General features: G+C 71.7%; 24 protein-coding genes. 13 read left to right on the top strand and 11 right to left on the bottom strand.

Annotation, left to right across the window (positions count from 1 at the left end; genetic code table 11):
- The first annotated feature begins 25 nt into the window (after positions 1 to 25).
- From CLT68_RS02585 to ung, 5 genes are all read left to right on the top strand, one after another.
- Positions 26 to 1,495, top strand: a complete 1,470-nt coding sequence (locus CLT68_RS02585) for an NAD(P)H-hydrate dehydratase (protein WP_099848618.1) — start codon at positions 26 to 28, stop codon at positions 1,493 to 1,495.
- Between the two features lie 80 nt (positions 1,496 to 1,575).
- Complete coding sequence (gene alr / locus CLT68_RS02580; protein WP_099848616.1) at positions 1,576 to 2,694, top strand: alanine racemase; 1,119 nt, start codon at positions 1,576 to 1,578, stop codon at positions 2,692 to 2,694.
- Positions 2,691 to 3,794, top strand: a complete 1,104-nt coding sequence (locus CLT68_RS02575; RefSeq protein ID WP_099848614.1) for an alpha/beta fold hydrolase — start codon at positions 2,691 to 2,693, stop codon at positions 3,792 to 3,794. The genes alr and CLT68_RS02575 overlap by 4 nt, the downstream gene beginning before the upstream one ends.
- The gene (gene tsaE / locus CLT68_RS02570; RefSeq protein ID WP_088950186.1) at positions 3,791 to 4,273 is read left to right on the top strand and encodes a tRNA (adenosine(37)-N6)-threonylcarbamoyltransferase complex ATPase subunit type 1 TsaE; all 483 of its coding nucleotides are present in this window, start codon (positions 3,791 to 3,793) and stop codon (positions 4,271 to 4,273) included. The genes CLT68_RS02575 and tsaE overlap by 4 nt, the downstream gene beginning before the upstream one ends.
- A 67-nt stretch (positions 4,274 to 4,340) precedes the next feature.
- Positions 4,341 to 5,042, top strand: coding sequence for a uracil-DNA glycosylase (gene ung / locus CLT68_RS02565; protein ID WP_099848613.1), 702 nt, complete (start codon positions 4,341 to 4,343; stop codon positions 5,040 to 5,042).
- Between the two features lie 58 nt (positions 5,043 to 5,100).
- Here the strand turns inward: ung and CLT68_RS02560 are convergent, their stop codons facing one another.
- On the bottom strand, positions 5,101 to 5,805 hold the full coding sequence (locus CLT68_RS02560) for a helix-turn-helix domain-containing protein (protein ID WP_099848611.1): 705 nt from the start codon (positions 5,803 to 5,805) through the stop codon (positions 5,101 to 5,103).
- A 363-nt stretch (positions 5,806 to 6,168) separates the two neighbouring features.
- Between CLT68_RS02560 and tsaB the strand changes: the two genes are divergently transcribed.
- From tsaB to CLT68_RS02540, 4 genes are read left to right on the top strand one after another with little or no spacing between them, the layout of a single operon-like run.
- Positions 6,169 to 6,846 (top strand): tRNA (adenosine(37)-N6)-threonylcarbamoyltransferase complex dimerization subunit type 1 TsaB, encoded by a 678-nt coding sequence (gene tsaB / locus CLT68_RS02555; RefSeq protein WP_099848609.1) that lies wholly within the window; start codon positions 6,169 to 6,171, stop codon positions 6,844 to 6,846.
- On the top strand, positions 6,843 to 7,325 hold the full coding sequence (gene rimI, locus CLT68_RS02550) for a ribosomal protein S18-alanine N-acetyltransferase (protein WP_099848607.1): 483 nt from the start codon (positions 6,843 to 6,845) through the stop codon (positions 7,323 to 7,325). Before tsaB ends, rimI begins: the two co-directional genes overlap by 4 nt.
- The gene (tsaD, locus tag CLT68_RS02545; protein WP_099848605.1) at positions 7,318 to 8,364 is read left to right on the top strand and encodes a tRNA (adenosine(37)-N6)-threonylcarbamoyltransferase complex transferase subunit TsaD; all 1,047 of its coding nucleotides are present in this window, start codon (positions 7,318 to 7,320) and stop codon (positions 8,362 to 8,364) included. Before rimI ends, tsaD begins: the two co-directional genes overlap by 8 nt.
- Before the next feature lie 14 nt (positions 8,365 to 8,378).
- A complete protein-coding gene (locus tag CLT68_RS02540) occupies positions 8,379 to 8,633 on the top strand; it encodes a hypothetical protein (RefSeq protein WP_053660576.1) in 255 nt (84 codons plus the stop codon).
- A 31-nt stretch (positions 8,634 to 8,664) separates the two neighbouring features.
- Here CLT68_RS02540 and CLT68_RS02535 read toward each other — a convergent pair whose 3' ends face one another.
- From CLT68_RS02535 to CLT68_RS02500, 8 genes are all read right to left on the bottom strand, one after another.
- On the bottom strand, positions 8,665 to 9,408 hold the full coding sequence (locus CLT68_RS02535; protein ID WP_088950179.1) for a DUF4142 domain-containing protein: 744 nt from the start codon (positions 9,406 to 9,408) through the stop codon (positions 8,665 to 8,667).
- A 125-nt stretch (positions 9,409 to 9,533) separates the two neighbouring features.
- The gene (locus tag CLT68_RS02530) at positions 9,534 to 9,830 is read right to left on the bottom strand and encodes a DUF1707 SHOCT-like domain-containing protein (RefSeq protein WP_088950178.1); all 297 of its coding nucleotides are present in this window, start codon (positions 9,828 to 9,830) and stop codon (positions 9,534 to 9,536) included.
- A 19-nt stretch (positions 9,831 to 9,849) separates the two neighbouring features.
- Positions 9,850 to 11,031, bottom strand: a complete 1,182-nt coding sequence (locus CLT68_RS02525; RefSeq protein WP_088950177.1) for an ROK family protein — start codon at positions 11,029 to 11,031, stop codon at positions 9,850 to 9,852.
- Between the two features lie 20 nt (positions 11,032 to 11,051).
- A complete protein-coding gene (locus tag CLT68_RS02520; RefSeq protein WP_099848603.1) occupies positions 11,052 to 12,314 on the bottom strand; it encodes a sugar ABC transporter permease in 1,263 nt (420 codons plus the stop codon).
- The gene (locus CLT68_RS02515; RefSeq protein WP_099848601.1) at positions 12,311 to 13,129 is read right to left on the bottom strand and encodes an ATP-binding cassette domain-containing protein; all 819 of its coding nucleotides are present in this window, start codon (positions 13,127 to 13,129) and stop codon (positions 12,311 to 12,313) included. Before CLT68_RS02515 ends, CLT68_RS02520 begins: the two co-directional genes overlap by 4 nt.
- Positions 13,130 to 13,245: 116 nt before the next feature.
- Complete coding sequence (locus CLT68_RS02510) at positions 13,246 to 14,331, bottom strand: substrate-binding domain-containing protein (protein WP_099848599.1); 1,086 nt, start codon at positions 14,329 to 14,331, stop codon at positions 13,246 to 13,248.
- A gap of 179 nt (positions 14,332 to 14,510) precedes the next feature.
- Positions 14,511 to 14,990 carry a Cys-tRNA(Pro) deacylase gene (ybaK, locus tag CLT68_RS02505; RefSeq protein WP_099848597.1) on the bottom strand — a complete coding sequence of 160 codons (480 nt, stop codon included), beginning with the start codon at positions 14,988 to 14,990 and terminating at the stop codon, positions 14,511 to 14,513.
- 10 nt (positions 14,991 to 15,000) lie between these two features.
- Entirely contained in the window at positions 15,001 to 16,197 is a 1,197-nt protein-coding gene (locus CLT68_RS02500; RefSeq protein WP_099848595.1) for a THUMP-like domain-containing protein, read from the bottom strand.
- A gap of 259 nt (positions 16,198 to 16,456) precedes the next feature.
- Here CLT68_RS02500 and groES point away from each other — a divergent pair, with 259 nt between their 5' ends.
- The 3 genes from groES (at position 16,457) to CLT68_RS02485 (ending at position 20,224) form a co-directional block, all read left to right on the top strand.
- The gene (gene groES, locus CLT68_RS02495; RefSeq protein ID WP_030330046.1) at positions 16,457 to 16,771 is read left to right on the top strand and encodes a co-chaperone GroES; all 315 of its coding nucleotides are present in this window, start codon (positions 16,457 to 16,459) and stop codon (positions 16,769 to 16,771) included.
- Between the two features lie 70 nt (positions 16,772 to 16,841).
- Positions 16,842 to 18,482, top strand: a complete 1,641-nt coding sequence (gene groL, locus CLT68_RS02490) for a chaperonin GroEL (RefSeq protein ID WP_099848593.1) — start codon at positions 16,842 to 16,844, stop codon at positions 18,480 to 18,482.
- Between the two features lie 125 nt (positions 18,483 to 18,607).
- Complete coding sequence (locus CLT68_RS02485; RefSeq protein WP_099856718.1) at positions 18,608 to 20,224, top strand: molybdopterin-dependent oxidoreductase; 1,617 nt, start codon at positions 18,608 to 18,610, stop codon at positions 20,222 to 20,224.
- A gap of 276 nt (positions 20,225 to 20,500) precedes the next feature.
- Here the strand turns inward: CLT68_RS02485 and CLT68_RS02480 are convergent, their stop codons facing one another.
- Together CLT68_RS02480 and CLT68_RS02475 are read right to left on the bottom strand one after the other, a co-directional pair.
- Complete coding sequence (locus CLT68_RS02480; protein WP_099848591.1) at positions 20,501 to 21,064, bottom strand: hypothetical protein; 564 nt, start codon at positions 21,062 to 21,064, stop codon at positions 20,501 to 20,503.
- 934 nt (positions 21,065 to 21,998) lie between these two features.
- Positions 21,999 to 22,382 carry a WhiB family transcriptional regulator gene (locus tag CLT68_RS02475; RefSeq protein WP_088952018.1) on the bottom strand — a complete coding sequence of 128 codons (384 nt, stop codon included), beginning with the start codon at positions 22,380 to 22,382 and terminating at the stop codon, positions 21,999 to 22,001.
- Between the two features lie 253 nt (positions 22,383 to 22,635).
- Here CLT68_RS02475 and CLT68_RS02470 point away from each other — a divergent pair, with 253 nt between their 5' ends.
- Complete coding sequence (locus CLT68_RS02470; RefSeq protein ID WP_099848589.1) at positions 22,636 to 23,454, top strand: helix-turn-helix transcriptional regulator; 819 nt, start codon at positions 22,636 to 22,638, stop codon at positions 23,452 to 23,454.
- The last annotated feature ends 94 nt before the right edge of the window (positions 23,455 to 23,548 follow it).

Here is a 23,548-nt window from a genome sequence, read left to right as displayed (position 1 = left end):
CCGCGAACGAATGGGACACGGTGGCATGAGATCGGTGTGGCGGGTGGCCGACGTACGGGCGGCCGAGGCAGGGCTGATGGGCACGCTGCCGGACGGGACGCTGATGCAACGGGCCGCCGCCGGGCTGGCCCGCCGGGCCGCGCTGCTGCTCGCCGAGCGCGGCGGGGTCTACGGCGCCCGGGTGCTGCTGCTGGTCGGTTCCGGTGACAACGGTGGCGACGCCCTGTACGCGGGGGAGCGGCTGGCCCGCCGGGGAGTCCAGGTGTCCGCCCTGCTGCTCACCCCCGGGCGTGCGCACGCCGCCGGGCTGGCCGCCCTGCGAGCGGCCGGTGGCCGGCTGGTGCCGCAGCCGGCCGGCCCGGTCGACCTGGTCCTGGACGGCATCGTCGGCATCGGCGGCACCGGTGGGCTGCGGGCGAGCGCGGACGAGGTGGTCCAACGCCTCGGCGAGCTGCATGGGCGCGACGGCGAGCGCGCCACCATCCTGGCGGTGGACGTGCCGAGCGGGGTCGCGGTGGACACCGGCCACGTGCCGCTGTCCGCGTCCGGCCGACCGACAGCGGTCCGCGCCGACGTGACGGTGGCGTTCGGCGCGCTCAAGCCCGCACTGGTGGTCGGGCCGGCAGCCGCCCTGGCCGGGCAGGTGGAGCTGGTCGACATCGGGCTGCGCCCGTGGCTGCGAGGCTCCCCGGCGCTGCGGGTAACCGAGTGGTCCGACCTGGTGGACTGGTGGCCGGAGCTGGGCCCGGCGTCGGAGAAGTACAGCCGGGGCGTGGTGGGCGTGTCGACCGGCTCGGCGACCTACCCGGGCGCGGCGGTGCTCTCCGTCGGCGGCGCTCTGGCCGGGCCGACCGGCCTGGTCCGCTATGCCGGCGGTGCCCGGTCCGAGGTGCTGCACCAGCACCCCTCGGTGATCGCCAGTGGGCGGGTCGCCGACGCGGGCCGGGTGCAGGCCTGGGTCTGTGGCTCCGGCCTGGGCACCGGAGAGGACGCGTCGGCCGAGCTGCGCGCCGTGCTGGCCTCCCCGGTGCCGGTGGTGCTCGACGCCGACGCGCTGACCCTGCTGGTGGACGGCTCACTCGCCGACCGGCTGCGCGGGCGGGACGCGCCGATCGTTGTCACCCCGCACGACCGGGAGTTCACCCGGCTGTGCGGGGAGGAGCCCGGCGCCGACCGCGTCGGCTCCGCGCTGCGGCTGGCCGCCTGGATGAACGCGGTGGTGCTGCTCAAGGGGGACCGCACGGTGATCGGCACCCCGGACGGCCGGGCGTACGTCAACCCGACCGGCACCCCGGCACTGGCCACCGGCGGCACGGGTGACGTGCTGGCCGGGCTGCTCGGCTCGCTGCTGGCGGCCGGGGTGCCCGCCGATCGGGCCGCCGCCTCGGCCGCATACCTGCACGGGCTCGCCGGCCGGGAGGCGGCCCGGGGTGGGCCGGTGACCGCGCCCGACGTGGTCACCGCACTTCGCCCGGTTGTCGCCCGGCTGGGCTGATCGGCCCGTTCCGGCCGGGTCGTCGTCCGGGGGCGTGCGTCGCCGCCCCCGGTGATCACGGCGGAAAGTAGGCTGGGCGTATGTGGCAGGCCGAGGTACGCGTCGATCTTGACGCGATCCGCGAGAACGTGAGCAGGCTCCGCTCCGGCACCAGCGCCGAGCTGATGGCTGTGGTGAAGGGCGACGGGTACGGCCATGGCATGCTTCCGGCCGCCCGCGCCGCGCTCGACGCCGGCGCGGACTGGCTCGGTGTCTGCACCCTCGACGAGGCGCTCACCCTGCGGCGGGCCGGAGTGACAGTGCCGGTGCTGGCCTGGCTGCTCGCGCCGGGGTTGCCGCTGCACGAGGGGGTCACCGCCGGAGTGGACCTTGGCGCGGCCAGTCTGCCGCAGCTGGACGAGATGATCGAGGCGAGCCGGCTCGCCGGGCGCCCCGCCCGCCTGCACCTGAAGATCGACACCGGGCTGTCGCGGGGCGGGGCGACCGTCGCCGACTGGCCGGCGCTGCTGGACGCCGCCGCGAAGGCGCAGGCCGACGGCCTGGTCGAGGTGGTCGGCGTGTGGAGCCACTTCGTGTACGCGGACAGCCCCGGCCACCCCACCACCGATCGCCAACTGGCCGTCTTCCACGAAGGGCTGGCCATGGTCGAGCGGGCCGGGCTGCGCCCGCGCTGGCGGCACCTCGCCAACTCGGCCGCCACCCTGACCCGCCCGGACACCCACTTCGACCTGGTCCGCCCCGGCCTGGCCATCTACGGGCTCTCCCCGGTGGCCGGCGAGACGTACGGGCTGCGGCCGGCGATGACCGCACGCGCCCGGGTGATGCTCACGAAGCGGGTGCCCGCCGGCACCGGCGTCTCCTACGGGCACGCCTACACCACCGAGGCGGACGCGAACCTGGCCGTGGTGCCGCTCGGGTACGCCGACGGGGTTCCCCGGCACGCGTCCAACACCGGCCCGGTCCAGCTCGCCGGCGCTCGGCGGACGATCTCGGGACGGGTCTGCATGGACCAGTTCGTGATCGACTGCGGGGACGACCCGGTGGCCGACGGTGACGTGGCGACCCTGTTCGGCAGTGGTGCCGATGGTGAGCCGACCGCCGACGACTGGGCCGAGGCGGTCGGCACGATCAACTACGAGATCGTCACCCGGTTCGGCAGCACACGCGTGCCTCGGATCTATGACGGCGAGCGGCCATGAGCTACCGCATTCCGCGTCCGCGGACCGCGGCGGGCCGGGTCGCGGGGATCCTCGGGGCCGCGGTCGGGGTCGCGGCCGCGGGCCTGGCGGCCGGCGTCGCGACCGAACGCACCCTGGTCCGCCGGCTCAAGGCAGACCCGGCCGACCGCTACGCGCACGAGGCGTTCGGCGAGCAGCGGTACGACGAGGCGTTCCGTCTGGAGCTGCCGGACGGCACGGACATCCACGTCGAGGTGGTCGAGCCGACCAGGCCGGTGCCGGGGCATCCGACGGTGGTACTGGTGCACGGCTTCTGCCTGGACATGGGGACGTTCCACTTCCAGCGCCAGATGCTCGCGGCCCGAGGTGACTACCGGGTCGTGGCGTACGACCAGCCCGGTCATGGTCGGTCCGGCCGGTTGGAGACCGGGGAGTACGACCTCGCGGTGCTCGGCCGGACGCTGCGCCAGGTGATCGACCGCACCGCCCCGGACGGGCCGCTGGTGCTGGTCGGTCACTCGATGGGCGGCATGACCATCATGGCGTTCGCCGAGTTGTTCCCGGAGCTGTTCGGTGACCGGGTGGTGGGCACGGTCCTGATGGCCACCTCGGGCGGGCTCATCGCCGAGACCAAGCTGGTCGCGCCCGCGCTGCTCGGCCGGGTCGGCGGCCCGGTGCTGTACATGGTCAGCAACGCCACCCGGTACGGCGGGCCGGTGATCGACAGGGCCCGCAAGTCGACGTCGAACGTGGCCTGGCTGCTGACCCGCAAGTACGGCTTCGGCACCCGCAAGCCCAGCCCGTCGCTGGTGTCCTACGTGGAGACGATGAACTCCCGGACATCGGCCGACACGGTGACCCGCTACCTGCGGACCCTGGCCACCCACTCGCGCTTCCCGGCTCTCGCGGCGTTGGCCGCGACGCCGGTGCTGGTGGTGGTCGGTGACAAGGACATGATCACTCCGGTGACCCACTCGGAGGAGATCGTCCGGCGGTTGCCGCACGCCGAGTTCGTCAAGATCAAGGACAGTGGACACGTGGTGATGCTGGAGCACGCCGACGAGGTCAACGCCGCGCTCGCGCGGTTCCTCGAATCACTCGCAGAGCCGGAGGAACGGTGAGTCACGTCGTCAAGCTGCCGACCGTCGAGGACACCCGGGAGTTCGGCCGACGCCTGGCCGGGCTGCTGCGCGCCGGCGACCTGGTGCTGCTGACCGGCCCGCTGGGCGCTGGCAAGACCGCGCTCACCCAGGGCGTCGGCGCCGGGCTCGGTGTTCTCGGCGACATCACCTCGCCGACGTTCGTGATCGCCCGGGTGCACCGCCCCGATCCGGCGCGGGGCGGCCGGGTCGCCCTGGTGCACGCCGACGCGTACCGGCTGGGCGCCGCCACCGACCCCCGCGCCGAGATCGACGACCTGGACCTCGACGCATCGGTCGAGGACTCGGTGACCGTGGTGGAGTGGGGTGAAGGCCTGGTGGAGCAGTTGGTCGACGCGCACCTGCGGGTCCGGATCGACCGCCGCGACGACGACACCCGCATCGTCGAGCTGGACCCGATCGGTGGCGACTGGGCCCGTCGGCTCGCCGACCTGGGCTAGGGCGGCCGCTGTCGTATCCGATGCCTAGAGTGCGGGGGACCGACCCGCGCTGTGTGAGAGGTTCCTGATGCCCGACGACGCCCCCGCCCTGGATCTGCTGGCCCTGCTGCCGGAGCAGTGGCGTGCCGTGCTCACCCCACACCTGGATGCGGTGCGCACCGCCGCGCTGGCCGAGTTCGTCGCTCGGGAATACGCGACGCAGACCGTCTTCCCTCCCCTGGAGGACCTGTTTTCGGCCTACCGGCTCTGCCCGCCGCAGGGCACCCGGGTGCTGATCCTCGGGCAGGACCCCTACCACCGGGCCGGGCAGGCACACGGGTTGAGCTTCAGCGTCCGCGACGGTGTGACGGTGCCGCCGTCGTTGCGCAACGTCTTCAAGGAGTTGGGCGAGGACGTCGGCGTTCCCAAGCCGCGCAGCGGCAACCTCGACGGGTGGGCCGCCCAGGGCGTGCTGCTGCTCAACGCGGTGCTGACCGTCCGTCAGGCCACCCCGGGCTCGCACGCCAACGCCGGCTGGGAGGAGTTCACCGACGCCACCATCCGGGCACTGGACGCCTCGCCGGACCGGGTGGTCTTCCTGCTCTGGGGCGGCTACGCCCGCAAGAAGGCGGCCCTGGTCACCAACCCGCAGCACGTCGTGCTGGAGGCCGGCCACCCCAGCCCGATGAACCCGCGTGGCTTCCTCGGCAGCCGCCCGTTCAGCGCGGCCAACAAGGCGCTCGCCGACGCCGGCCTGCCCACCATCGACTGGGAGCGCACCGCCGGCTGACCTCTGCGGCTCGCGGCTCCCGGTCACCGCCCTGCTGTTGGCGTGGCCGGCGGGTGGCTCAGCTTCCGATGGCCAGCTGCCGGTCACGGTAGCGGCGCAACAGCTCGCCGGCGCGCGGCTCGGTCAGCTCCAGTTCGACGAGCGGCACCACCTGGTAACCCCGACCGCCGTGGCGCACCTCGATCGTCTCGGGCAGCTCGTCGCACATCGTGGCCCTGATCTCGCCGTACCGGGTCGACCAACGGTGCTCGCCCGGCTCCTCGGGCTCCAGCCACACACCGCCGAACTCGCCCCAGCGAGCGTTCCACCGCTGCCCGTAGTTCCTTTCCAGCCAACGGGTCAACACCTTCGAGTCCTGCCACCGCACGGCGATCTCCAGCGCGTCCACCGGCACCGGCGCACCCTGCAACAGGGCAGCCGTGCTCCCGGTGAGCACCTGCGGGAGATCGCTGAGCCGGTCCAGCAGCCGATCCAGGCCCAGATCGTCGATCCGCTCGGCGAGCGGCCGAGCGGCCAGGTCGTCCATCCGGGCGTCAAGGTGCGCGTCCAGCGGCTCCACCCCGACGGCCAGCTGCACATCCATCGCAGCGAGCATCCGTTCCAGCACCGGGATGGTCGGCGCACGCTCGCCACGTTCGATCCTGGCCACGGCAGCCTGGCTGACCCCGGCCAGCGCGGCCAACTGACGCTGGCTCAGCTCGCGCAGGTGTCGTTGCTGCCGCACGGTAGCGCCGAGAAGGGTGACAAGGCGAGTGGATGGCATCCCCGCATGGTGGACCAGGGCCAGATGCCGGCGATACCTCTGCGGCATATTGACGACTCGCCGCTGATCCGGCCGAGGACCGCCCCGGTCGATGGCCTGGCGGCTGGCGGCGGGCCTATCCCAGTGTGCGTGATGCCTGTGAGTCATCTTGATGACTCACAGGCATCACGCTCAAAAGGAAATGTGGCGTCGTCGCATCCGGCCGCTTCGCTCCCCGGCCGCTTCGCCGCCCGGCTGGGTTGCGGGCGGGGTGCGGGTGGGCGGGGCGTCCGGAGGACCGCGGTGGGGTGGGGCGGGCCTGGGGGCGGTGACCGGGGCGGGGCGTGACCGGGGGCGGTGGCCGGGCGGCTAGGCTGGCTAACCGTGCTCGTACTCGTGGTGGACAGCTCGACCCCTGCGGTGACCGCAGCGCTGGTGGAGGTCTCGGCGGACGGTGTCGTGTCCCGGGCGCACCGGTGCACGGTCGATGCCCGCGCGCACGGCGAACTGCTCGCTCCCCAGGTGGACGCGGTCCTCGCCGACGCCGACGCGCGCCCACGTGACCTGAGCGCCATCGTCGCCGGGCTCGGCCCGGGTCCGTTCACCGGGCTGCGGGTCGGCCTGGTCACCGCCGCGACGATGGGTCAGGTGCTCGGCATCCCCACGTACGGCGTCTGCTCGCTGGACGCCATCGGCTACCCGGCGGCGTCCGGCGAGCCGGTGCTGGCCGCCAGCGATGCCCGGCGCAAGGAGCTCTACTGGGCCGTCTACGACGGTGCGGGCCAGCGGGTCGTCGGGCCTGAGGTGTCCACGCCGTCGGTGGCCGCCGCGCGCGCCCGGGAGCTGGGCGCGACGATCGCGGTCGGGGACGGGGCACACCGGTACGCCGAGATCCTGAACCTGCCCGTGCGGGTCGAGCCCAGGTACCCGGACGCCACCGTGCTGGCGCTGCTCGCGGCCGAGCGGATCCGGGCGGGAGCGTCCAGCGAGCGGCTCACCCCGCTCTACCTGCGCCGTCCCGACGCGGTGGCGGCTGTCGGCCGCAAACCGGTCCTGCCATGACAGCGGTACGGCTCGTCCCGTTCCGCTGGTGGCACATCGACGACGTGCTGCCGATCGAGGCGGACCTCTTCGGCGCCGAGCAGTGGTCGCCGGCCATGTTCTGGAGCGAGCTGGCCAACGGACACCACTACCGGGTCGCCGTCGACGGGGATGGCGCGGTGCTCGGTTACGCCGGTCTCGCCGGGGCTCCTCCGGACGAGGTGTGGGTGCAGAACATCGCCGTGCGCCGGGACGCCCAGCGGCGGGGCGTGGGCCGCGTCCTGCTGGAGGAACTGCTCGCCGAGGCGGCCCGGCGGGATGCCCGCAGCACCCTGCTGGAGGTCGCCGTGGACAACGCCGCCGCCCAGAGGCTCTACGCGACGTACGGGTTCGAGCCGATCGGGGTGCGGCGCGGCTACTACCAACCGAGCAACACCGACGCGCTGGTCATGCGGCGCGACGCCGAGCCGACCGGGGACGGACCACACGACCATGGCTGACGAACCGCTGATCCTGGGTATCGAGACCTCCTGCGACGAGACCGGCGTCGGCATCGTGCGGGGGCACACCCTGCTGTCCGACGCACTCGCCTCCAGTGTCGAGGAGCACGCCCGATTCGGGGGTGTGGTGCCCGAGGTGGCCAGCCGGGCACACCTGGAGGCCATCGTGCCCACCATGGACCGGGCCCTGACCGAGGCCGGCGTCACCCTGGCCGACATCGACGCGATCGCGGTCACCTCCGGGCCTGGTCTGGCCGGTGCGCTGCTGGTCGGTGTCGCCGCCGCCAAGGGGTACGCGCTCGCCGCCGAGAAGCCCGTGTACGGCGTGAACCATCTTGCCGCCCACGTCGCGGTGGACACCCTTGAGCACGGCCCACTGCCCGAACCCGCCATCGCGCTGCTGGTGTCCGGCGGTCACTCGTCCCTGCTGCTCGTCGACGACCTGGCCCGGGGCGTCACCCCGCTGGGCGCCACCATCGACGACGCCGCCGGTGAGGCGTTCGACAAGGTCGCCCGGCTGCTCGGGTTGCCGTTCCCGGGCGGCCCGCCGATCGACCGGGAGGCCCGGGCCGGCGACGCCGCCGCGATCGCCTTCCCACGCGGCCTGACCGCCGCCAAGGATCTCGCCGCCCACCGGTACGACTTCTCGTTCTCCGGCCTGAAGACGGCGGTGGCCCGGTGGGTCGAGGCGCGTCAGCGTGCCGGTGAGCCGGTGCCGGTGGCCGACGTGTCCGCGTCCTTCCAGGAGGCGGTCTGTGACGTCCTGACCAGCAAGGCGCTCGCCGCCTGCCGCGCTCAGGGCATCGACACCCTGGTGATCGGCGGGGGAGTGGCGGCGAACTCGCGGCTGCGGGCGATGGCCGAGCAGCGGGCCGAGAAGTACGGCATCCGGGTCCGGGTGCCCCGTCCGAAGCTCTGCACGGACAACGGTGCGATGGTGGCCGCGCTCGGTTCGCACCTGGTCGCGGCTGGGGTCGCGCCGAGCCGACTGGACCTGCCTGCCGATTCGGCACTGCCGTTGACCACGGTCAGCGTGTGACGGGGGCGGCGGACATGATCGTGCGGATGTGGGAGGCGCGCGCCGAGGCGTACGGCGTCGCCGACCTGATCACCTGGGTGTGCGACACCGCCCTGCCCGAGTTGGAGCACGACCCGCTGCACGTCTCCAGCGAGGTCTTCTCCTCCACCGACCATCGCGTGGTGGTCATCTCCAAGTGGCGCAGCAACCCGCGACCGCTGCCCGATCCGCCTGCCCTGCTGGTGGCCCGCGCTCCGCACTCCTGGGATTTCACCCAGGTCGACCGCTGACGCGAGCCACCAACGAGGCCATCGCCGATGGTCAGCTGCGGCGCAGCATCCGGTAGGTGGCGATTCCACCGGTGCCCAGGGCGGCGAGGAAGACCAGCCAGACGACTGTGCTGCTGACCCCGACCTGCGGGCCGGCGTTGGCCGCCGCGGCGGCCAACAGGCCGTCGTCACCGGGGGCGGGCAGGGCCGCAGGGGGCAGCTCCGGCCAGCGGACCAGGCCCGTGCTCTCCAGCATCTGCATGTGGTGCATGACGAAGCCGTTGGAGTCGTCGCAGAGCTTGCGGACGGTGGCGTCCCGGGTGCTGGCGCGGACCGCGCCGATCACCGGGAAGATCTTGCCGTGGGCGACCCGGAGCCGGGTGACGAAGATCTGGTCGAACCGGGCGCCGGACGCCTTCTGCATCTCCGCCAGCCAGCCCTTCTGCTCGGCGGTCGGCTCGCTGGGGATTGTCGCGCCCAACTTGTTGGCTGCCTCGACCACGAGCTCGTCGAGCTTCTGGTGCTCGCTGGCGATGCCGGCGCCGATCTCCCGCACCTTGGCCGACTGCCCCTTCTCGGCGGCCATCTGACCGGCTGGCATCTCCCACAGCCCGGCGAGCCGTACCCCGTTGAGCAGTGTCATGTCGGCGGCGTTGAGCTGCTGCCCGCCGCCGGCGGGCGCGGCCATGGCCACGCCGGGCAGGACACCGATCCCCGCGACGATCGCGATGAGCAGCATCGCCGCTCGGTGGGTCCGGTTGCCCAGCCGGCGATGGGCGGATCTGAGCGGTGCCATGTCTGTGGTGCCTCCTCGGTCCGGACCGAAACGCGTCTGGACCGGACAGCCATACGCTCCCGGCTGCCCGTCCGCCCACTGATACGGACTGATCGCGCGATCAGTTCACCGTTTGGCGACGTGGATCAGCGGGTGATGGCGAGGAAGCCGCCGAGCAGCAGCAGGGTGAGCGCCGCGGCGGCGAAGAGCATCAGCAGCTCGCGGTGCCCGTGCCCGACGGTGTCGCGGTCGCCGGGCGGATCGGACAGTGCCGGCAGATCGCGGGTCAGCGCGGCCAGGTCACCGAGGGTGCGTGCCGTCCACACTGCACCCGCCCGATCGGAAAACTCGTCGAGGGTCAGCCGGCCCGCTGCGGTGTGCCGGTGCAGCTCGGCGACCACCCGGTTGCGGTCGTCGTCGGAGGCGCGCAGCTCGACATCCACGCCGGACAGCGTACGCGGATCAGCCCACGTCGAGGGGGTCCGCGAGGAGTCGTTCAAAGGCCAACTCGGCGGCCCCGATCAGGGGGGCGTCCGCGCCCAGCTTGGGCGTGCGCAGCCGAACGTGCTCCAGGCAGGCTCCGAGCGCGTTGGAGTTGAGCCGGCTGCGGATCTGGGCCGCCGCCGCGAGGTAGAGGTCGCGCATGGTGCCGCCGAAGATGACCATTTCGGGGTTGAAGATGTTCACCAGGTTGGCGACGCCGAAGCCGAGCCAGTCGCCGGCCTGGCGGACCGCCGTCTGGGCCCGGGCGTCGCCCCGGTCGGCGGCGTCGAAGACCGCCAGCAGGGCGTCGCGACCCCGGGCGTCGGAACGTCCGGCGGCGCGCAGCAGACCGTGCTCGCCGATCTCGGTCTCCCAGCAACCCCGGGAGCCGCACTCACAGGGCCGGCCGTCGCGGACCACCTTCATGTGGCCGACCTCGCCGCCGTACCCACCGTGCCCGGTCAGCCGACGTCCACCGGCGATGATGCCGGCACCCACGCCGACGTCTCCGTACAGGTAGAGGACGTTGTCGCAACCGGCCGCAACACCCCGTGCGTGCTCGGCGAACGCGGCGACGTCGGCCACGTTGCCCACCGTGACCGGTACGTCGATGCCCAACTCGTCGGCGAGGGCCGAGCCGATCGGCTCGTCCACCCAGCCGGTGGTGGGGCCGAGCCGGACCAGGCCGTCGTCCCGGCGGACCATGCCGCAGACCGCGACGCCGGCGCCGACGCAGATCGCGTCGGCCGGCACCAGCTGCTGCATCTCCTTGACCGCGCCGGCCAGCAGCGGCGCGGCCTCCGCGGCCAGCAGCCCGCGTGGTCTGTCCAGGTCACGGCGGTCCAGGACCGCCCCGCCCAACCCGATCCGGGCCGCGCGCAGACGGTCCACCTCCACCGAGTACGCGTACGCGTAGACCCGGGCCGACTCGGGCCGGACGACCAGTGACGGTCGCCCGGCCCGGCCGGTCTCCTTCGGCGCGCCTTCGCTGACCAGCCCCACCGCGGACAGGTCGGCGGTGAGCGCGCCGATGGTGCTGCGGTTGAGGCCCAGCGTGGTGGTCAGTTCCGCGCGTGTGGTCGCCCCGTGGACGTGCACATGCCTCAGCAGAGCCCCGAGGTTCTGCCGTCGGACGTCGTCCTGGCTCGGTCCTGGGCGCATCGTGGTGCTACCTCCCGCGGTCAGCGGGTGCCGGTGGCTGCCGCGCGGCGGCGGGAGAGCGCGTCGACGCTGGCGGCGAGCAGCAGCACGACGCCGGTGACCACGTACTTGACTCCCGCGCTGTAACCCATCAGGCCCATTCCGTTTTCGATGACCGCGACCACCGCGCCGCCGAGCACGGCGTCGAGGACCCGGCCCTTGCCGCCGAAGAGGCTGGTGCCGCCGATCACCGCCGCGCCGACGGCGTAGAGCAGTACGTTACTGCCCCCGGTGTTCGGGTCGACGGAGTTGGCCCGGCTGGCCGCCACGATGCCACCGATGGCGGCCATCGACGAGCAGATCACGAAGACCGAGATCCGGATCCGGTCGACGTCGATGCCGGCCCTGCGGGCCGCTTCCCGGTTGCCGCCCACTGCGTAGATGTGCCGGCCGTAGCTGGTGCGCTGCAGCACGAAGGTCCAGATGACCAGCAGCACCACGATGATCGGCACCACGATCGGCACACCCTTGAGTGAGCTGATCAGGACGTTGCGGCTGCGCTCCAGGTTGAGCACGTACACAGCGGTGCCGAGGATGACGGCGAGCCCGCCGATCCGCAGCGCCACCACGGCGATCGGGTCGGTGATCAGACCACGGGCCGCCCGGTTGCGGTGGCGCAGCAGTTGCACCGCCGCGTAGCCGAGGACCGCGAGGGCGGTCAGTGCCCAGCCGAGGGTGGGGGCGAGGTTGCGGTTGGCGATGGCGACGAGCACCTCGTCGCGGACGGAGATGTTGGTGCCCTCCTTGACGAGCAGCAACACGACGCCCTGGAAGGCGAGGAAACCGGCGAGGGTGACCACGAAGGACGGGATGCCGATCTTCGCGACGAGCATGCCGAGCGCGGTTCCGATGACCACACCCGTGGCGACCGCGGCGAGCACGGCGACCCACCAGGGGTAGCCGAGCACGGTGACCACATTGGCCAGCACCGCCGCGCAGACGCCGCTGGCGAAGCCGGCGGACAGGTCGATCTCGCCGAGCAGCAGCACGAAGACCAGGCCCATCGCGATCAGCGTGACCGCCGCACCCTGGGTGAAGAGGTTGGCGAAGTTGCCGGCCGACAGGAATGAGGACGGCCGCATGATCGCGAAGACGGTGCAGAGCACGATCAGGCCGAGCACGGCTGGCAGCGCGCCGACGTCGCCACCGCGTACCCGACTCAGGTAGTTGCGGACATGACCTCCGACGGTCGGCGCCGGTGTGACGGCCGCCGGGCCGTCCTTGCGCACGGCGGTGGTGGTCATCGGAGGCCTCCTGAGGTCGAGTCGGCCGGCTGCGCGCCGTCGCCGTTGCTGCCCGGGTCGGTGGCGAGGCCGAGCCCGCCCGAGCGCCCGGCGGTGATCAGCTCGACCACCTGGGCGTGGGTGATGTCGGTGGTCTTCACCTGGGCGACCATCTGGCCGAGGTAGAGCGCGGCGATCCGGTCGGAGACGGCGAAGACGTCGTTCATGTTGTGCGAGATGAGCACCACGGCCAGGCCGTTGTCGGCGAGTCGGCGGACCAGTTCGAGCACCTGCGCGGTCTGTGCCACGCCGAGGGCCGCGGTGGGCTCGTCCAGGATGACCAGTTTGCTGTTCCACAGCACCGCCTTGGCGATGGCCACGGTCTGGCGCTGGCCGCCGGAGAGGCTGGACACGTGCTGACGCAGCGAGGTGACGGTGCGGATGGAGAGCCCTGCCAGCGTCTCGGCGGCGAGCTGTTCCATGGTCGGCTCGTCCAGGACGATGCCGCTGCGCCTCTCCCGACCCAGGAACATGTTCTGCACGATGTCCAGGTTGTCGCAGAGCGCGAGGTCCTGGTAGACGACCTCGATGCCGAGTGCGGCGGCGTCGCGGGGGCTGCTGATGTGTACCGGTTCACCGTTGAACAGGAACTCGCCAGCGTCGGTGGGGTGGATGCCGCTGATGCACTTCACCAGGGTCGACTTGCCGGCGCCGTTGTCGCCGACCAGTGCGGTCACTTCGCCCGGGTGGACGGTCAGGGCGACGTCGCGGAGCACCTGGACAGGACCGAAGCTCTTGTCGATCCCGCGGAGTTCCAGCAAGGGGGTCGCGGACACGGGGGGTCTCCTTCTCAAGGGAGGGTAGGGGCCCGTCCGGCGGGCGCCGCCCGGCACGGGAGGGGTGCTCCCGTGCCGGGCGGCGATGGTCGTCCCGGCGGGTGATGCGGCGTCGGTCAGCTGATGCCGGCGTCCGCGCAGAGCTTGGCGTACGCCCCGGTGCAGACCTCTTCCTTGGTCACGTAGCCGTCGGCGATGACGTCCTTGACGTTGTCCTTGTAGATGGCCTTCGGGGTGAGCAGCACCGAGGGGACGTCCCGGTCACCGTCCTTCACGGTCTGGCCGGTGTCCTTCTTCTCACCCTTGGCGAGCGCGATGGCCAGGTCGGAGGCGGCCTTGGCCTCTTCCCGGACCGCCTTGTAGACGGTCATGCACTGGTCACCGGCGAGGATGTTCTGCAGGCCCTCGGTGCTGGCGTCCTGCCCGGTCACCGGCACCTTGCCGTTGAGCTTGTTCTTCTTGAGGATCGAGATGGCGGCGTTGCCGAGACCGTCGTTGGCGGCCAGCACACCGTCGATCTTGCCGTTGGCCTTGGTGAGCTGCTGCTCGAAGATCGTCGCGGCCTGGGCGTTGTCCCACGCCGGCACCGCGTCCTCAGGCCCCTTGACGTACTCGTTGGCGTCGAACTTCGGCTTGAGCACCGAGTCGTAGCCGGCCTTGAACAGGGTGGCGTTGTTGTCGGTGGGGGAGCCGTTCAGGTACGCCACGACCGGGTTCTTGGCGCCCTTCTCGGTCAGGCACTTCGACAGGCCCTCGCCCTGGAGCTTGCCGACGGTCTCGTTGTCGAAGCTGACGTAGTACTGGGCCGAGCCGCCGAGGGTGAGCCGGTCGTAGTCGATGGTGGCGACGCCCTGCGACTTGGCCTTGTCCAGCACTGCCTTGCCGGTGCCGGAGTCCAGGTTGACGATCATCAGGGCGGTCACGCCGCCGGTGATCATCTGGTCGGCGATGGTCTGGAAGGCGGTCTTGTCGTTCTGGGCGTTCTGGATGTCGTACTGGACGCCTGCGGCCTTGAACGCCTCCTCCAGGAACCGGCGGTCCGCCGTTTCCCAGCGGGCCGAGGACTTGCTGTCCGGGAGGATCACGCCGATCTTGGGGGTCTTGGCGGAGGCGGCGTTGTCGCCGGAGTCGTCGCCACAGGCGGTCAAGCCGCCGGTCGTGAGCAGGCCCACGGCGGCGATGGTGAGGATCCCCTTACGCATGTGCAGGGTCCTTTCGGAGGTGGGGGAGGTGTTGTTTTGTTGTGTCCGGCAACGTATTTCGCGTCACACCGGCTCCACAAGACCGCGCAGGTGCACAGTTTGTTGGGAGCGATAACAATTCAGCAACGCGACTGTTACTCCGCGGGTATCCCACGTGGCAGTCGACGTAACGAAGGCCGTCAGTGGGTCTGCAACGGCGCGGTGCGGGCGTCGGTCAGCGCCACCAGATCCGCCGCAGCCAGTTCGAGTTGCAGACCACGTCGACCAGCCGAGACGTAGATCGTCGGGAATGCCAGCGCGGAGTCGTCCAGCACTGTGAGCAGTCGCTTGCGCTGCCCGAGCGGGCTGATCCCACCGCGTACGTAGCCGGTTGCCCGCTCGGCGACCGCCCGGTCGGCCAGCGCCGCCCGCTTGCCACCGACGGCCGCGGCGAGCGCCTTCAGATCCAGCTCGCCGGTGACCGGAACGACCGCCACGGTCAGTGCGCCGTCGACCTCGGTCACCAGCGACTTGAAAACGCGCTCCGGTGGCACGCCGAGCGCCACCGCCACCAACGCGCCGTAGTTCGGGGCGTCCGGTGCCACCCGGTACGGATGGGTGCGGTGCGCCACCCCACGCTTGACCACCAGTGCCGTCGCCGGAGTGCCCTGTCCTGCCACACCGGCGACGCTAGTCGACCGGCCTACCGATCAGCACTGTCGGTGCGCCGGCGACCCGGGTGAGCACCAGGCTCGCCGCGTCGCCGCCGGCCAGCCGCAGGTCCCGTCGAAGCTGCTCCGGGGTGAGCGCGGAACCCCGCTTGAGGATCTCCACCCGGCCCACCCGACGATCCCGCAGCAGCGCCCGCAGGCGCTTGAGCGAGAACGGCAGCACGTCGGTGATCTCCAGGCAGCGTGCGTACGGGGTGCGGATCGGCTGGTCGGCGTAGAGGTAGGCGATGCTCGGGTCGCCCAGGGTGGCGTCCAGTTCGGTGGCCAGTTCGGCCACGAGGTGCGCGCGCACCACCGCCGGGTCCGGGTCGTACAGGTAGCGACGCGGCGGCCCGACCGGCGCCTCGTGGGCACCCGAGCCGCTGAGCTGGTGGCGGCGTGTCTCGACGCCCCGCTGGCGGTAGAGGGTGGCGCGGCGGGGCACCTCCGCCAGGTCACCACACCAGAGCGCGGCCTCGACCAGGTCGCCATCGACGCCGACCCACTCGGCCTCCGCGCCGGCCGGGATGAGCGCGTGGTCCAGGCCCGGCGCCACCTTCACCACGGTGCGTGGCACCCGCTCGGCCAGCCCGGTCACGAAGTCCCACGGTGGCGAGTAGGCGCGCGGGTCGAAGATCCGTCGCCCGGTGCCGGTGGTGCGGCGGGCCGGGTCGCAGAAGACCCCGTCGACCCGGGAGACGTCGAACGCTGTGGCATCGCCGCACTCGACAGTGAACAGGTCGGCCAGCCCGGCCGCGTCGGCGTTGGCGGCTGCCATCGCGGCGGTCACCGGGTCGGCCTCCACCCCGTACACCCGGATGCCGGCGCGGGCGGCGGCCAGCGCGTCGGCGCCGAGGCCGCATCCGAGGTCGGCCAGGGTGCGCACGCCGGCCGCGTGGAGCCGGGCGGCCCGCCGGTCGGCGACCACCCGGCGGGTGGCCTGCTCCAGCCCCGGGCGGGTGAGGAACATCCCAGCGGCTGCCGGGCCGAACTTGCCGACCGCCCGGTGGCGCAGCTCAGCCTGGGTGAGCGCGGTCGCGGCCAGCGTCGGCGGCACCCCGGCCGCGCGCAGGGCCGACGCCGCAGCCAGTGGATCACCGCCGGCCAGCCCGGCCGCCGCCGTGAGCGCGGCCGATCCCTCGGGGGTACGCAGCGCCGCCAGCTGATCGAGATCCACCCGGTCATTGTCCGGGTAGACCGGGAAATCCGGGCTGGCGGGGCGCGACTCGCTGGCACTCTCCTTGACGGAGTGCTAGCCACGGAATAACCTGCGATTAGCACTCTCACCCTGAGGGTGCCAGCTTCCGGGTCTCGCGACCCGGGGGCGCACGCCAGGCGGACCGGCACCCGCGACGACGGCCCCGCCCGGTGGCATGAGGCAGATTGACGCTGGTCGGCCCCGCCGGCCAGCAACGAAACCAGTACCCCAGGAGGGTATGCCCGTGACTACCGCGACCAAGGTTGCGATCAAGCCGCTCGAGGACCGCATCGTGGTCCAGGCGAACGAGGCTGAGACCACCACGGCGTCGGGCATCGTGATCCCCGACACCGCCAAGGAGAAGCCGCAGGAGGGCACTGTCCTCGCTGTCGGCCCGGGCCGCGTCGACGACAACGGCAACCGGGTTCCGGTTGACGTGCAGGTCGGCGACACCGTCCTCTACTCGAAGTACGGCGGCACCGAGGTCAAGTACGCCGGCGAGGAGTACCTGGTGCTCTCCGCCCGCGACGTCCTCGCGGTCATCGAGAAGTAAGCAACCGATCAGTGCCACTGCCCCGGTCCGGCTCGCCGGGCCGGGGCAATGGCGCTTCGAAGGGACATAAATGGCGAAGATCCTGAGCTTCTCGGACGACGCCCGGCACCTGCTGGAGCACGGTGTCAACGCCCTCGCGGACGCGGTCAAGGTCACCCTCGGCCCGCGCGGGCGCAACGTCGTCCTGGACAAGAAATTCGGTGCGCCGACGATCACCAACGATGGTGTGACCATCGCCAAGGAGATCGAGCTCACCAACCCGTACGAGAACCTTGGCGCGCAGCTGGTCAAGGAGGTGGCGACCAAGACCAACGACGTCGCCGGCGACGGGACCACCACCGCGACGGTGCTGGCCCAGGCGATGGTTCGCGAGGGTCTGCGCAACGTGACCGCCGGGACCAACCCGGCCGGCCTCAAGCGGGGCATCGACTCGGCGGCCGCCAAGGTCTCCGAGGCGCTGCTCGGCCGTGCCGCCGAAGTCACCAGCAAGGAGTCGATCGCGAACGTGGCGACGATCTCCGCGCAGGACGCCACGATCGGCGACCTGATCGCCGAGGCGATGGAGCGGGTCGGTCGCGACGGTGTCATCACCGTCGAGGAAGGCTCCATGCTCACCACCGAGCTGGAAGTGACCGAGGGTCTCCAGTTCGACAAGGGCTTCATCTCGCCGAACTTCGTCACCGACCTGGAGAGCCAGGAGTCCGTCCTTGAGGACGCGTACATCCTGGTCACCACCCAGAAGATCTCGGCGATCGAAGAGCTGCTGCCGCTGCTGGAGAAGGTCCTGCAGAACAGCAAGCCCCTGCTGATCATCGCCGAGGACGTGGACGGCCAGGCGCTCTCCACCCTGGTGGTCAACTCGCTGCGCAAGACCCTCAAGGTCTGCGCGGTCAAGGCCCCGGGCTTCGGTGACCGGCGCAAGGCGATGCTCCAGGACATCGCGATCTCCACGGGCGCCGAACTGGTCGCCCCGGAGCTGGGCTACAAGATCGACCAGGTCGGCCTGGAGGTGCTCGGCACCGCTCGGCGCGTCGTGGTCGACAAGGAGAACACCACGATCGTCGACGGCGGTGGCCAGAAGGCCGACGTCGCCGACCGGGTCTCCCAGATCCGCAAGGAGATCGAGGCCTCCGACTCCGACTGGGACCGGGAGAAGCTGGCCGAGCGGCTGGCGAAGCTCTCCGGTGGCATCGCCGTCATCAAGGCTGGCGCGGCCACCGAGGTCGAGATGAAGGAGCGCAAGCACCGCATCGAGGACGCCATCGCGGCGACCAAGGCTGCGGTCGAGGAGGGCACTGTGCCCGGCGGCGGCGCCGCCCTGGTGCAGATCCGCTCGGTCCTCGACGACGACCTGGGCTTCACCGGTGACGAGAAGGTCGGTGTCTCGGTCGTGCGCAAGGCGCTCGTCGAGCCGCTGCGCTGGATCGCCCAGAACGCCGGTCACGACGGCTACGTCGTGACGCAGAAGGTCGCCGACCTGGAGTGGGGCAACGGCCTCGACGCCGCCAAGGGCGAGTACGTCGACCTCGTCAAGGCCGGCATCATCGACCCGGTGAAGGTGACCCGCAACGCGGTCACCAACGCCGCCTCGATCGCCGGTCTGCTGCTCACCACGGAGAGCCTCGTGGTCGAGAAGCCGGAGCAGGCGGAGCAGTCCGCCGGCGGCGGCCACGGCCACGGTCACGGCCACCAGCACGGCCCGGGCTTCTGACCCGGTAGCGACACCCGTTCCGGGGCACACCGTCGCACGACGGTGTGTCCCGGAACGTCTTATGGGTCTGTTACCGACGCTGTCGTTGTTGGCGAGTGGACCGGATGATCGCGCACACTGGGCCGATGAGCACCACGTCGCGGCGCTACGCCGCGCTGGCCGGGATCACCGCCGCCGCCGTCGCGATCGGAATCGCCGAACCGGTGGCGGTCCTGACCGGCCCCCGGTCGGCACCGCTGGTCGCGGTCGGCGGGGTGGTCGTCGACGCCGTCCCCGAGTCGCTGAAGCAACTCGCCATCGACCTCTTCGGCACCGCCGACAAGATCGCGCTGCTGGTCGGTACGGGCCTGCTGCTGGGAGGGTTCGCGGCGCTGTTCGGTGTGCTGGCGGTCCGACGGCTGGCATTCGGCCTGGCCGGCATCGCCGCGTTCGGCGTCATCGGTGTGGCCGCCGCGCTGACCCGTTCCGGTGCGGACGCCGCCGACGCGCTGCCGTCGCTTGTCGGCGCCGGCCTCGGCGGCCTGGTGCTCTGGCTGTTCATCGACGGCCCGTTCGAGCTGGACCCCTGGCCCTGGTCACCGCCCACGCCGATCGTGCCGCCCGCTGGCCCGGTGACGCCCGCTGCGCCGGTGGCTCCGGGCGGGCAACCCGCGGCCGGGACTGCGGAAGTCGACCCCGAGTCGCGGCGGCGGTTCCTCACCAGCAGCGGGGTTCTGCTCGGCACCGCCGTGGCGGCAGGTCTCGGTGGGCGCTGGCTGGCCGGTCGACGCGGGGTGTCCGCCGCTCGGGACGCGATCCGGCTGCCCGCGCCGGTCGCCCCCGCAGCGGCCGTACCAGCAGGCGCGGACCTCTCGCTGGCGCAACTCGCGCCGTACGTCACCTCGAACCTCGGGTTCTACCGGATCGACACCGCGCTGGTGGTACCCCAGGTGGACCCGGACAGCTGGCGGCTGCGGATCCACGGGCGGGTCGGCACCGAGCGCACCTACACCTACGCCGACCTGCTGGCCCGGCCGCTGGTCGAGCGGTACGTGACGTTGGCCTGCGTCTCCAATGAGGTGGGCGGTGACCTGATCGGCAACGCCCGCTGGCTCGGCGTACCCCTGCGGGAACTGCTCGACGAGGTCGAGCCGGATGCGGACGCCGACCAGGTCGTCGGCCGGTCGGTCGACGGCTGGACCTGCGGCACCCCCACCGCTGCGCTGCGCGACGGGCGGGACGCGCTGCTGGCGGTCGGCATGAACGGCGAGCCTCTGCCCGTCGAGCACGGCTTCCCGGTCCGGATGGTGGTGCCCGGCCTCTACGGGTACGTGTCGGCGTGCAAGTGGGTGACGGAGCTGGAGCTGACCCGGTTCGCGGACTTCGACGCGTACTGGGTGCCGCGCGGCTGGTCGGTCGAAGGGCCCATCAAGACGCAGTCGAGGATCGACACGCCCCGGGGACGTAACCGGCTGACCACGGGGCCAGTGACCATCGCCGGTGTGGCGTGGGCGCAGCACCGGGGCATCCGCCAGGTCGAGGTCCGCGTCGACGACGGCGAGTGGCAGCAGGCCGAGCTGGCCCCAGCCGTGTCGGTGGACACCTGGGTGCAGTGGTCGTGGCGCTGGGACGCCACGCCAGGCGAGCACCGGCTCCAGGTCCGGGCAACGGACGCCACCGGCGAAACCCAGACCGAGCGGACGCAGGATGTCGTCCCGGACGGTGCCACCGGCTGGCACACGGTCACCGTCACCGTCCGCTGATCCGGCAGTGCCGGACGGTCCGCCCTGGTCGGAAGCCGTCGGAATGCTGTCGGCCGGCCCGGCCCGGCCCGGTGGGCGGTGTGTCGCGCCGGCCGACTGAGCCCGACCGTGTAGATCTTGGACAGTTTCCGTTAGCGGCTAACGGAAAGTGTCCAAGGTCTGCCGGGCCTGGTTGTTGGTGTCCTTGTGGTTGTGCGGGATATGCCGCTGGCCAGCACCCCGGGTGGGGGTGCCGGCCAGCGGTCGGGTCGTTCAGTGTTCGTGTTGGTATCAGTGTCAGCTGTTCCAGTGCTGGGCGACGAGGTCGGTGGCCTGCTGCTCCCACTGGGCGTAGGCGTCGGGGTAGGCGGAGACCTGGACGGTCTGCGCGGCGTCGGTCAGCGCCATGTCCTGCCACCCGTCGACCTGCTTGAGGCCCTTGAGGAACGCGGTGGTGGAGTAGGCCGGGTCGGTGATCTGCTCCGGCGTGCCCCAACCACTGGACGGGCGCTGCTGGAACAGGCCCAGCGAGTCATGGTCATTGGCGTCGCCGAGGTGGCCCAGGTTTTCCAGCTTGGACTCCTGCAGGCTCGTGGCGATGGAGATGACCGCGGCGCGCTCGGGCAGGCCGGCCTTCTTCGTGGCGGCGATGATCGCCTTCACGTTCGCGGTCTGCTCGTCATTCAACGTGATGTGGGACTGCTCGCCCTGCGGCTTCGGGGCGGCCGACTGCACCGCCACCGCGACCGGCTTGCCATCCACCGGGTTGGCAGCGTGGGCGGCGATCGGGCCGGCGAAGACACCACCGGCGAACGCGAGACCAGCAACCGACAACATGCTCTTACGGAAGATCGTGTTCATGGGGGTAGCTCCTTCGGGGGTAGGAAACACCCGCACCGCCAATGGGGGTCGGCGACGCAAGGGTGTGAGCACCTCGTCCGGCGCTGCATCAAACAAAGGGGAAAAGTCTTCGGGGAGATCGGCACCAGTCGAGCCGGGGGGCTTGTGGGGGGCCGGGTTGGCGGCCTGCGAGCGGGGCTCGGGCGCCGGGGTCGGCGGTGACAAGCGCGGGCTTGTGGCGCCGGGGTCGGCGGCCTACGAGCGGGGCTTGTGGCGCCGGGTCCATGTGTAACGACCGGGGGTCGGGGGTCATTCCCCGGTGGGCCCATCCACCGACACCGGCTCGTGTGAAGCGGTGCTCGGGGTGGTCGCTCGTGGGGACTGCAACGACCGGGGGCCCGGGGTCATTCCGGGGGCCGGGCCATTCCGTCGCACCCGATGGAGCGCGGGTGCTGCAACGATGCGGCCCGGGGCCGCATTCCAACCCCGCCACCAGCGGTTTCGACCCCGTGGGCGGGGCGGTGAGGCGGTGGTCCTGCGATCGTCAGAGTGTGTAACGACCCCGCCCCGGCCATCATTCCGACCCACCGGTGCGACCGGTCACAGGCCAAACGCCCCGAAGGCCGCAACCCTCGTACCGCGATCATCGGCGCTCTTGGCTCAACCCCTCAGACCGGACAAACCTCCCATACGGCGCGCTGCCGGCCTCAGCCCGTTCCGTTCCGGGCATGATCCACTCGGCTTTGCCAATATCGGGGTGTCCGAGGCGGCGGGACACCCCGACATCATTGAACTCGTGTCGATCATGCGGATGTTGGAGCTTTCCACGAGACCGGGCGGGGGAGGCCGAGCCGCCTAGGACCCGTGGACGTCGAGGCCGTCGAGGGGTCGGAGACGTCGAAACCGCGCCCCCGAACCAGGGACGCGGTTTCGCGGACGTCAGGTATGTGTCGGGTCAGGCGACGTTGCGTTGGGCTGGGACGGTCGACTTGTGCGGGTGACCCAGTCGGGCCTCCAGCCGTGCGACGTCGACCCGGGCGTGCCGGCGGTCTGCCAGGTCCTCCCAGCCGACGGCGAGCAGTCGCAGTCGTTCCGACTCGCTGAAGCCGCCCCACACGCCGTACGGCTCACGGACCGACAGCGCGTGTGCGGCGCACTCGGCCCGGACCGGGCAGGCGCGACAGACCGACTTGGCGGCGGACTCGCGACGCAGTCGGGAGGAGCCACGCTCGCCGTCCGGGTGGAAGAACTGGGCGCTGTCCCGCCCTCGGCAGGCACCGAGCCGTTGCCAGTCCCAGAGATCGACGATGGGTCCGGGCAGTCTACGTACGTTCGACATCAGCACCCCTCCTCCCGCGCGGCTCCGCGAGAATCCTTGTGGCCGGCATCCGTGCGGCGGGCCGCGCAGGCGCACCGTTCCCGGCCTGGACCTCCCGGTACCCGGGTCGCAGCCGACTCACACGTGTGTGATCGAAAACGTCCTACAAATTGCGGCTTTTGCCCTATCTGTCGGAAAAGTTCGAAGGATTGCCGGGAACCCCCTCCCGAGCCGACCCCGTCATGGTCTGCTCGTTGGCGGAGAGGAGACCACAGTGCGTACCGTCCTTGTGTGCGTTCGGACACCACTCGCGGCCCAGCACCTTGCTTCTGCTGCCGCGCGGCTGGGGTTGTCAGCAATCGTTCGTACCGCAGTCTCCGATCCTGAGGTGATGCTGCGGCTGGCCGAGCGACCGGCCGACGTGGTGTTGGCCGACACGGCCCTCACCCGGCCGGACAGCGCCGGCTTCGTTCGTCGGGTCCTGGCCCGCGCGCCGCAGGCCGCGGTGCTGCTGCTCGGCACCGAAGAGTCCGAGGCGGCGGCGGCCACCATCAGCGCCGGTGCCCGCGGTCTCATTCAGAACGTCGACCACGACCTGACCAGTGCGGTGGCCAAGGCCCTCCTGCTGCTCACAGCGCCCGGCCGGGCCTCCCGGCAGAGGATCACCGATCCGGCCCGGGATGCCGCGGCGGTGGGCGGTTCTGGTCGCTCCGGGCCGTCGCCGCGTGGCTCCGGCGAGCCCGGCTGGCCGGCAACGCCCGGCGACGGGTCGGCGGGGATGCCGTCGGTGCCGGTGCAGCGGGGGGACGACGAGGCCGAGTCGGCGACCGGCGAATCGTCGGCGGATCAGACCGATCCGGCCCGGCCCGCTGCGAACGCCCGGCCCACCCGGGCGTCGATCGGCCTCACCGAGCGCGAGCTTCAGGTGCTGCTCGGCATGGCCGAGGGTAAGAGCAACGCGGAGATCGGCCGGGAGTTGTTCGTCTCGGAAGACACGGTCAAGACGCACGCTCGCCGGTTGTTCCGCAAGCTTGGGGCCCGGGACCGGGCGCACGCGGTGGCAGCCGGCTTCCGCGCCGGGCTGGTCGCCTGAGGGCCACGCCACTGTCACCGGCACGTGCCGCACGCCACCGTCACCAGCACACGCCGCGCGCACGCCACGATCACGCGCCACGCCGCACGCCACG

This window comes from Micromonospora sp. CNZ299 (assembly GCF_002754415.1).
The sequence above is the reverse complement of the archived record's forward strand: the minus strand, read 5'-3'. Positions and strand labels throughout refer to the sequence as shown.

Bases quoted from the DNA above. Each gene is read 5' to 3' on its own strand.
- CLT68_RS02475 (WP_088952018.1), bottom strand. From the start codon at position 22,382: ATGTCGAACGTACGTAGACTGCCCGGACCCATCGTCGATCTCTGGGAC.
- CLT68_RS02535 (WP_088950179.1), bottom strand. From the start codon at position 9,408: ATGGCACCGCTCAGATCCGCCCATCGCCGGCTGGGCAACCGGACCCAC.
- CLT68_RS02485 (WP_099856718.1), top strand. From the start codon at position 18,608: ATGAGCACCACGTCGCGGCGCTACGCCGCGCTGGCCGGGATCACCGCC.
- tsaD (WP_099848605.1), top strand. From the start codon at position 7,318: ATGGCTGACGAACCGCTGATCCTGGGTATCGAGACCTCCTGCGACGAG.
- CLT68_RS02480 (WP_099848591.1), bottom strand. From the start codon at position 21,064: ATGAACACGATCTTCCGTAAGAGCATGTTGTCGGTTGCTGGTCTCGCG.
- CLT68_RS02560 (WP_099848611.1), bottom strand. From the start codon at position 5,805: ATGCCATCCACTCGCCTTGTCACCCTTCTCGGCGCTACCGTGCGGCAG.
- alr (WP_099848616.1), top strand. From the start codon at position 1,576: ATGTGGCAGGCCGAGGTACGCGTCGATCTTGACGCGATCCGCGAGAAC.
- CLT68_RS02525 (WP_088950177.1), bottom strand. From the start codon at position 11,031: ATGCGCCCAGGACCGAGCCAGGACGACGTCCGACGGCAGAACCTCGGG.
- CLT68_RS02520 (WP_099848603.1), bottom strand. From the start codon at position 12,314: ATGACCACCACCGCCGTGCGCAAGGACGGCCCGGCGGCCGTCACACCG.
- ung (WP_099848613.1), top strand. From the start codon at position 4,341: ATGCCCGACGACGCCCCCGCCCTGGATCTGCTGGCCCTGCTGCCGGAG.
- CLT68_RS02540 (WP_053660576.1), top strand. From the start codon at position 8,379: ATGATCGTGCGGATGTGGGAGGCGCGCGCCGAGGCGTACGGCGTCGCC.
- rimI (WP_099848607.1), top strand. From the start codon at position 6,843: ATGACAGCGGTACGGCTCGTCCCGTTCCGCTGGTGGCACATCGACGAC.
- groES (WP_030330046.1), top strand. From the start codon at position 16,457: ATGCCCGTGACTACCGCGACCAAGGTTGCGATCAAGCCGCTCGAGGAC.
- CLT68_RS02575 (WP_099848614.1), top strand. From the start codon at position 2,691: ATGAGCTACCGCATTCCGCGTCCGCGGACCGCGGCGGGCCGGGTCGCG.
- CLT68_RS02585 (WP_099848618.1), top strand. From the start codon at position 26: ATGAGATCGGTGTGGCGGGTGGCCGACGTACGGGCGGCCGAGGCAGGG.
- CLT68_RS02510 (WP_099848599.1), bottom strand. From the start codon at position 14,331: ATGCGTAAGGGGATCCTCACCATCGCCGCCGTGGGCCTGCTCACGACC.
- groL (WP_099848593.1), top strand. From the start codon at position 16,842: ATGGCGAAGATCCTGAGCTTCTCGGACGACGCCCGGCACCTGCTGGAG.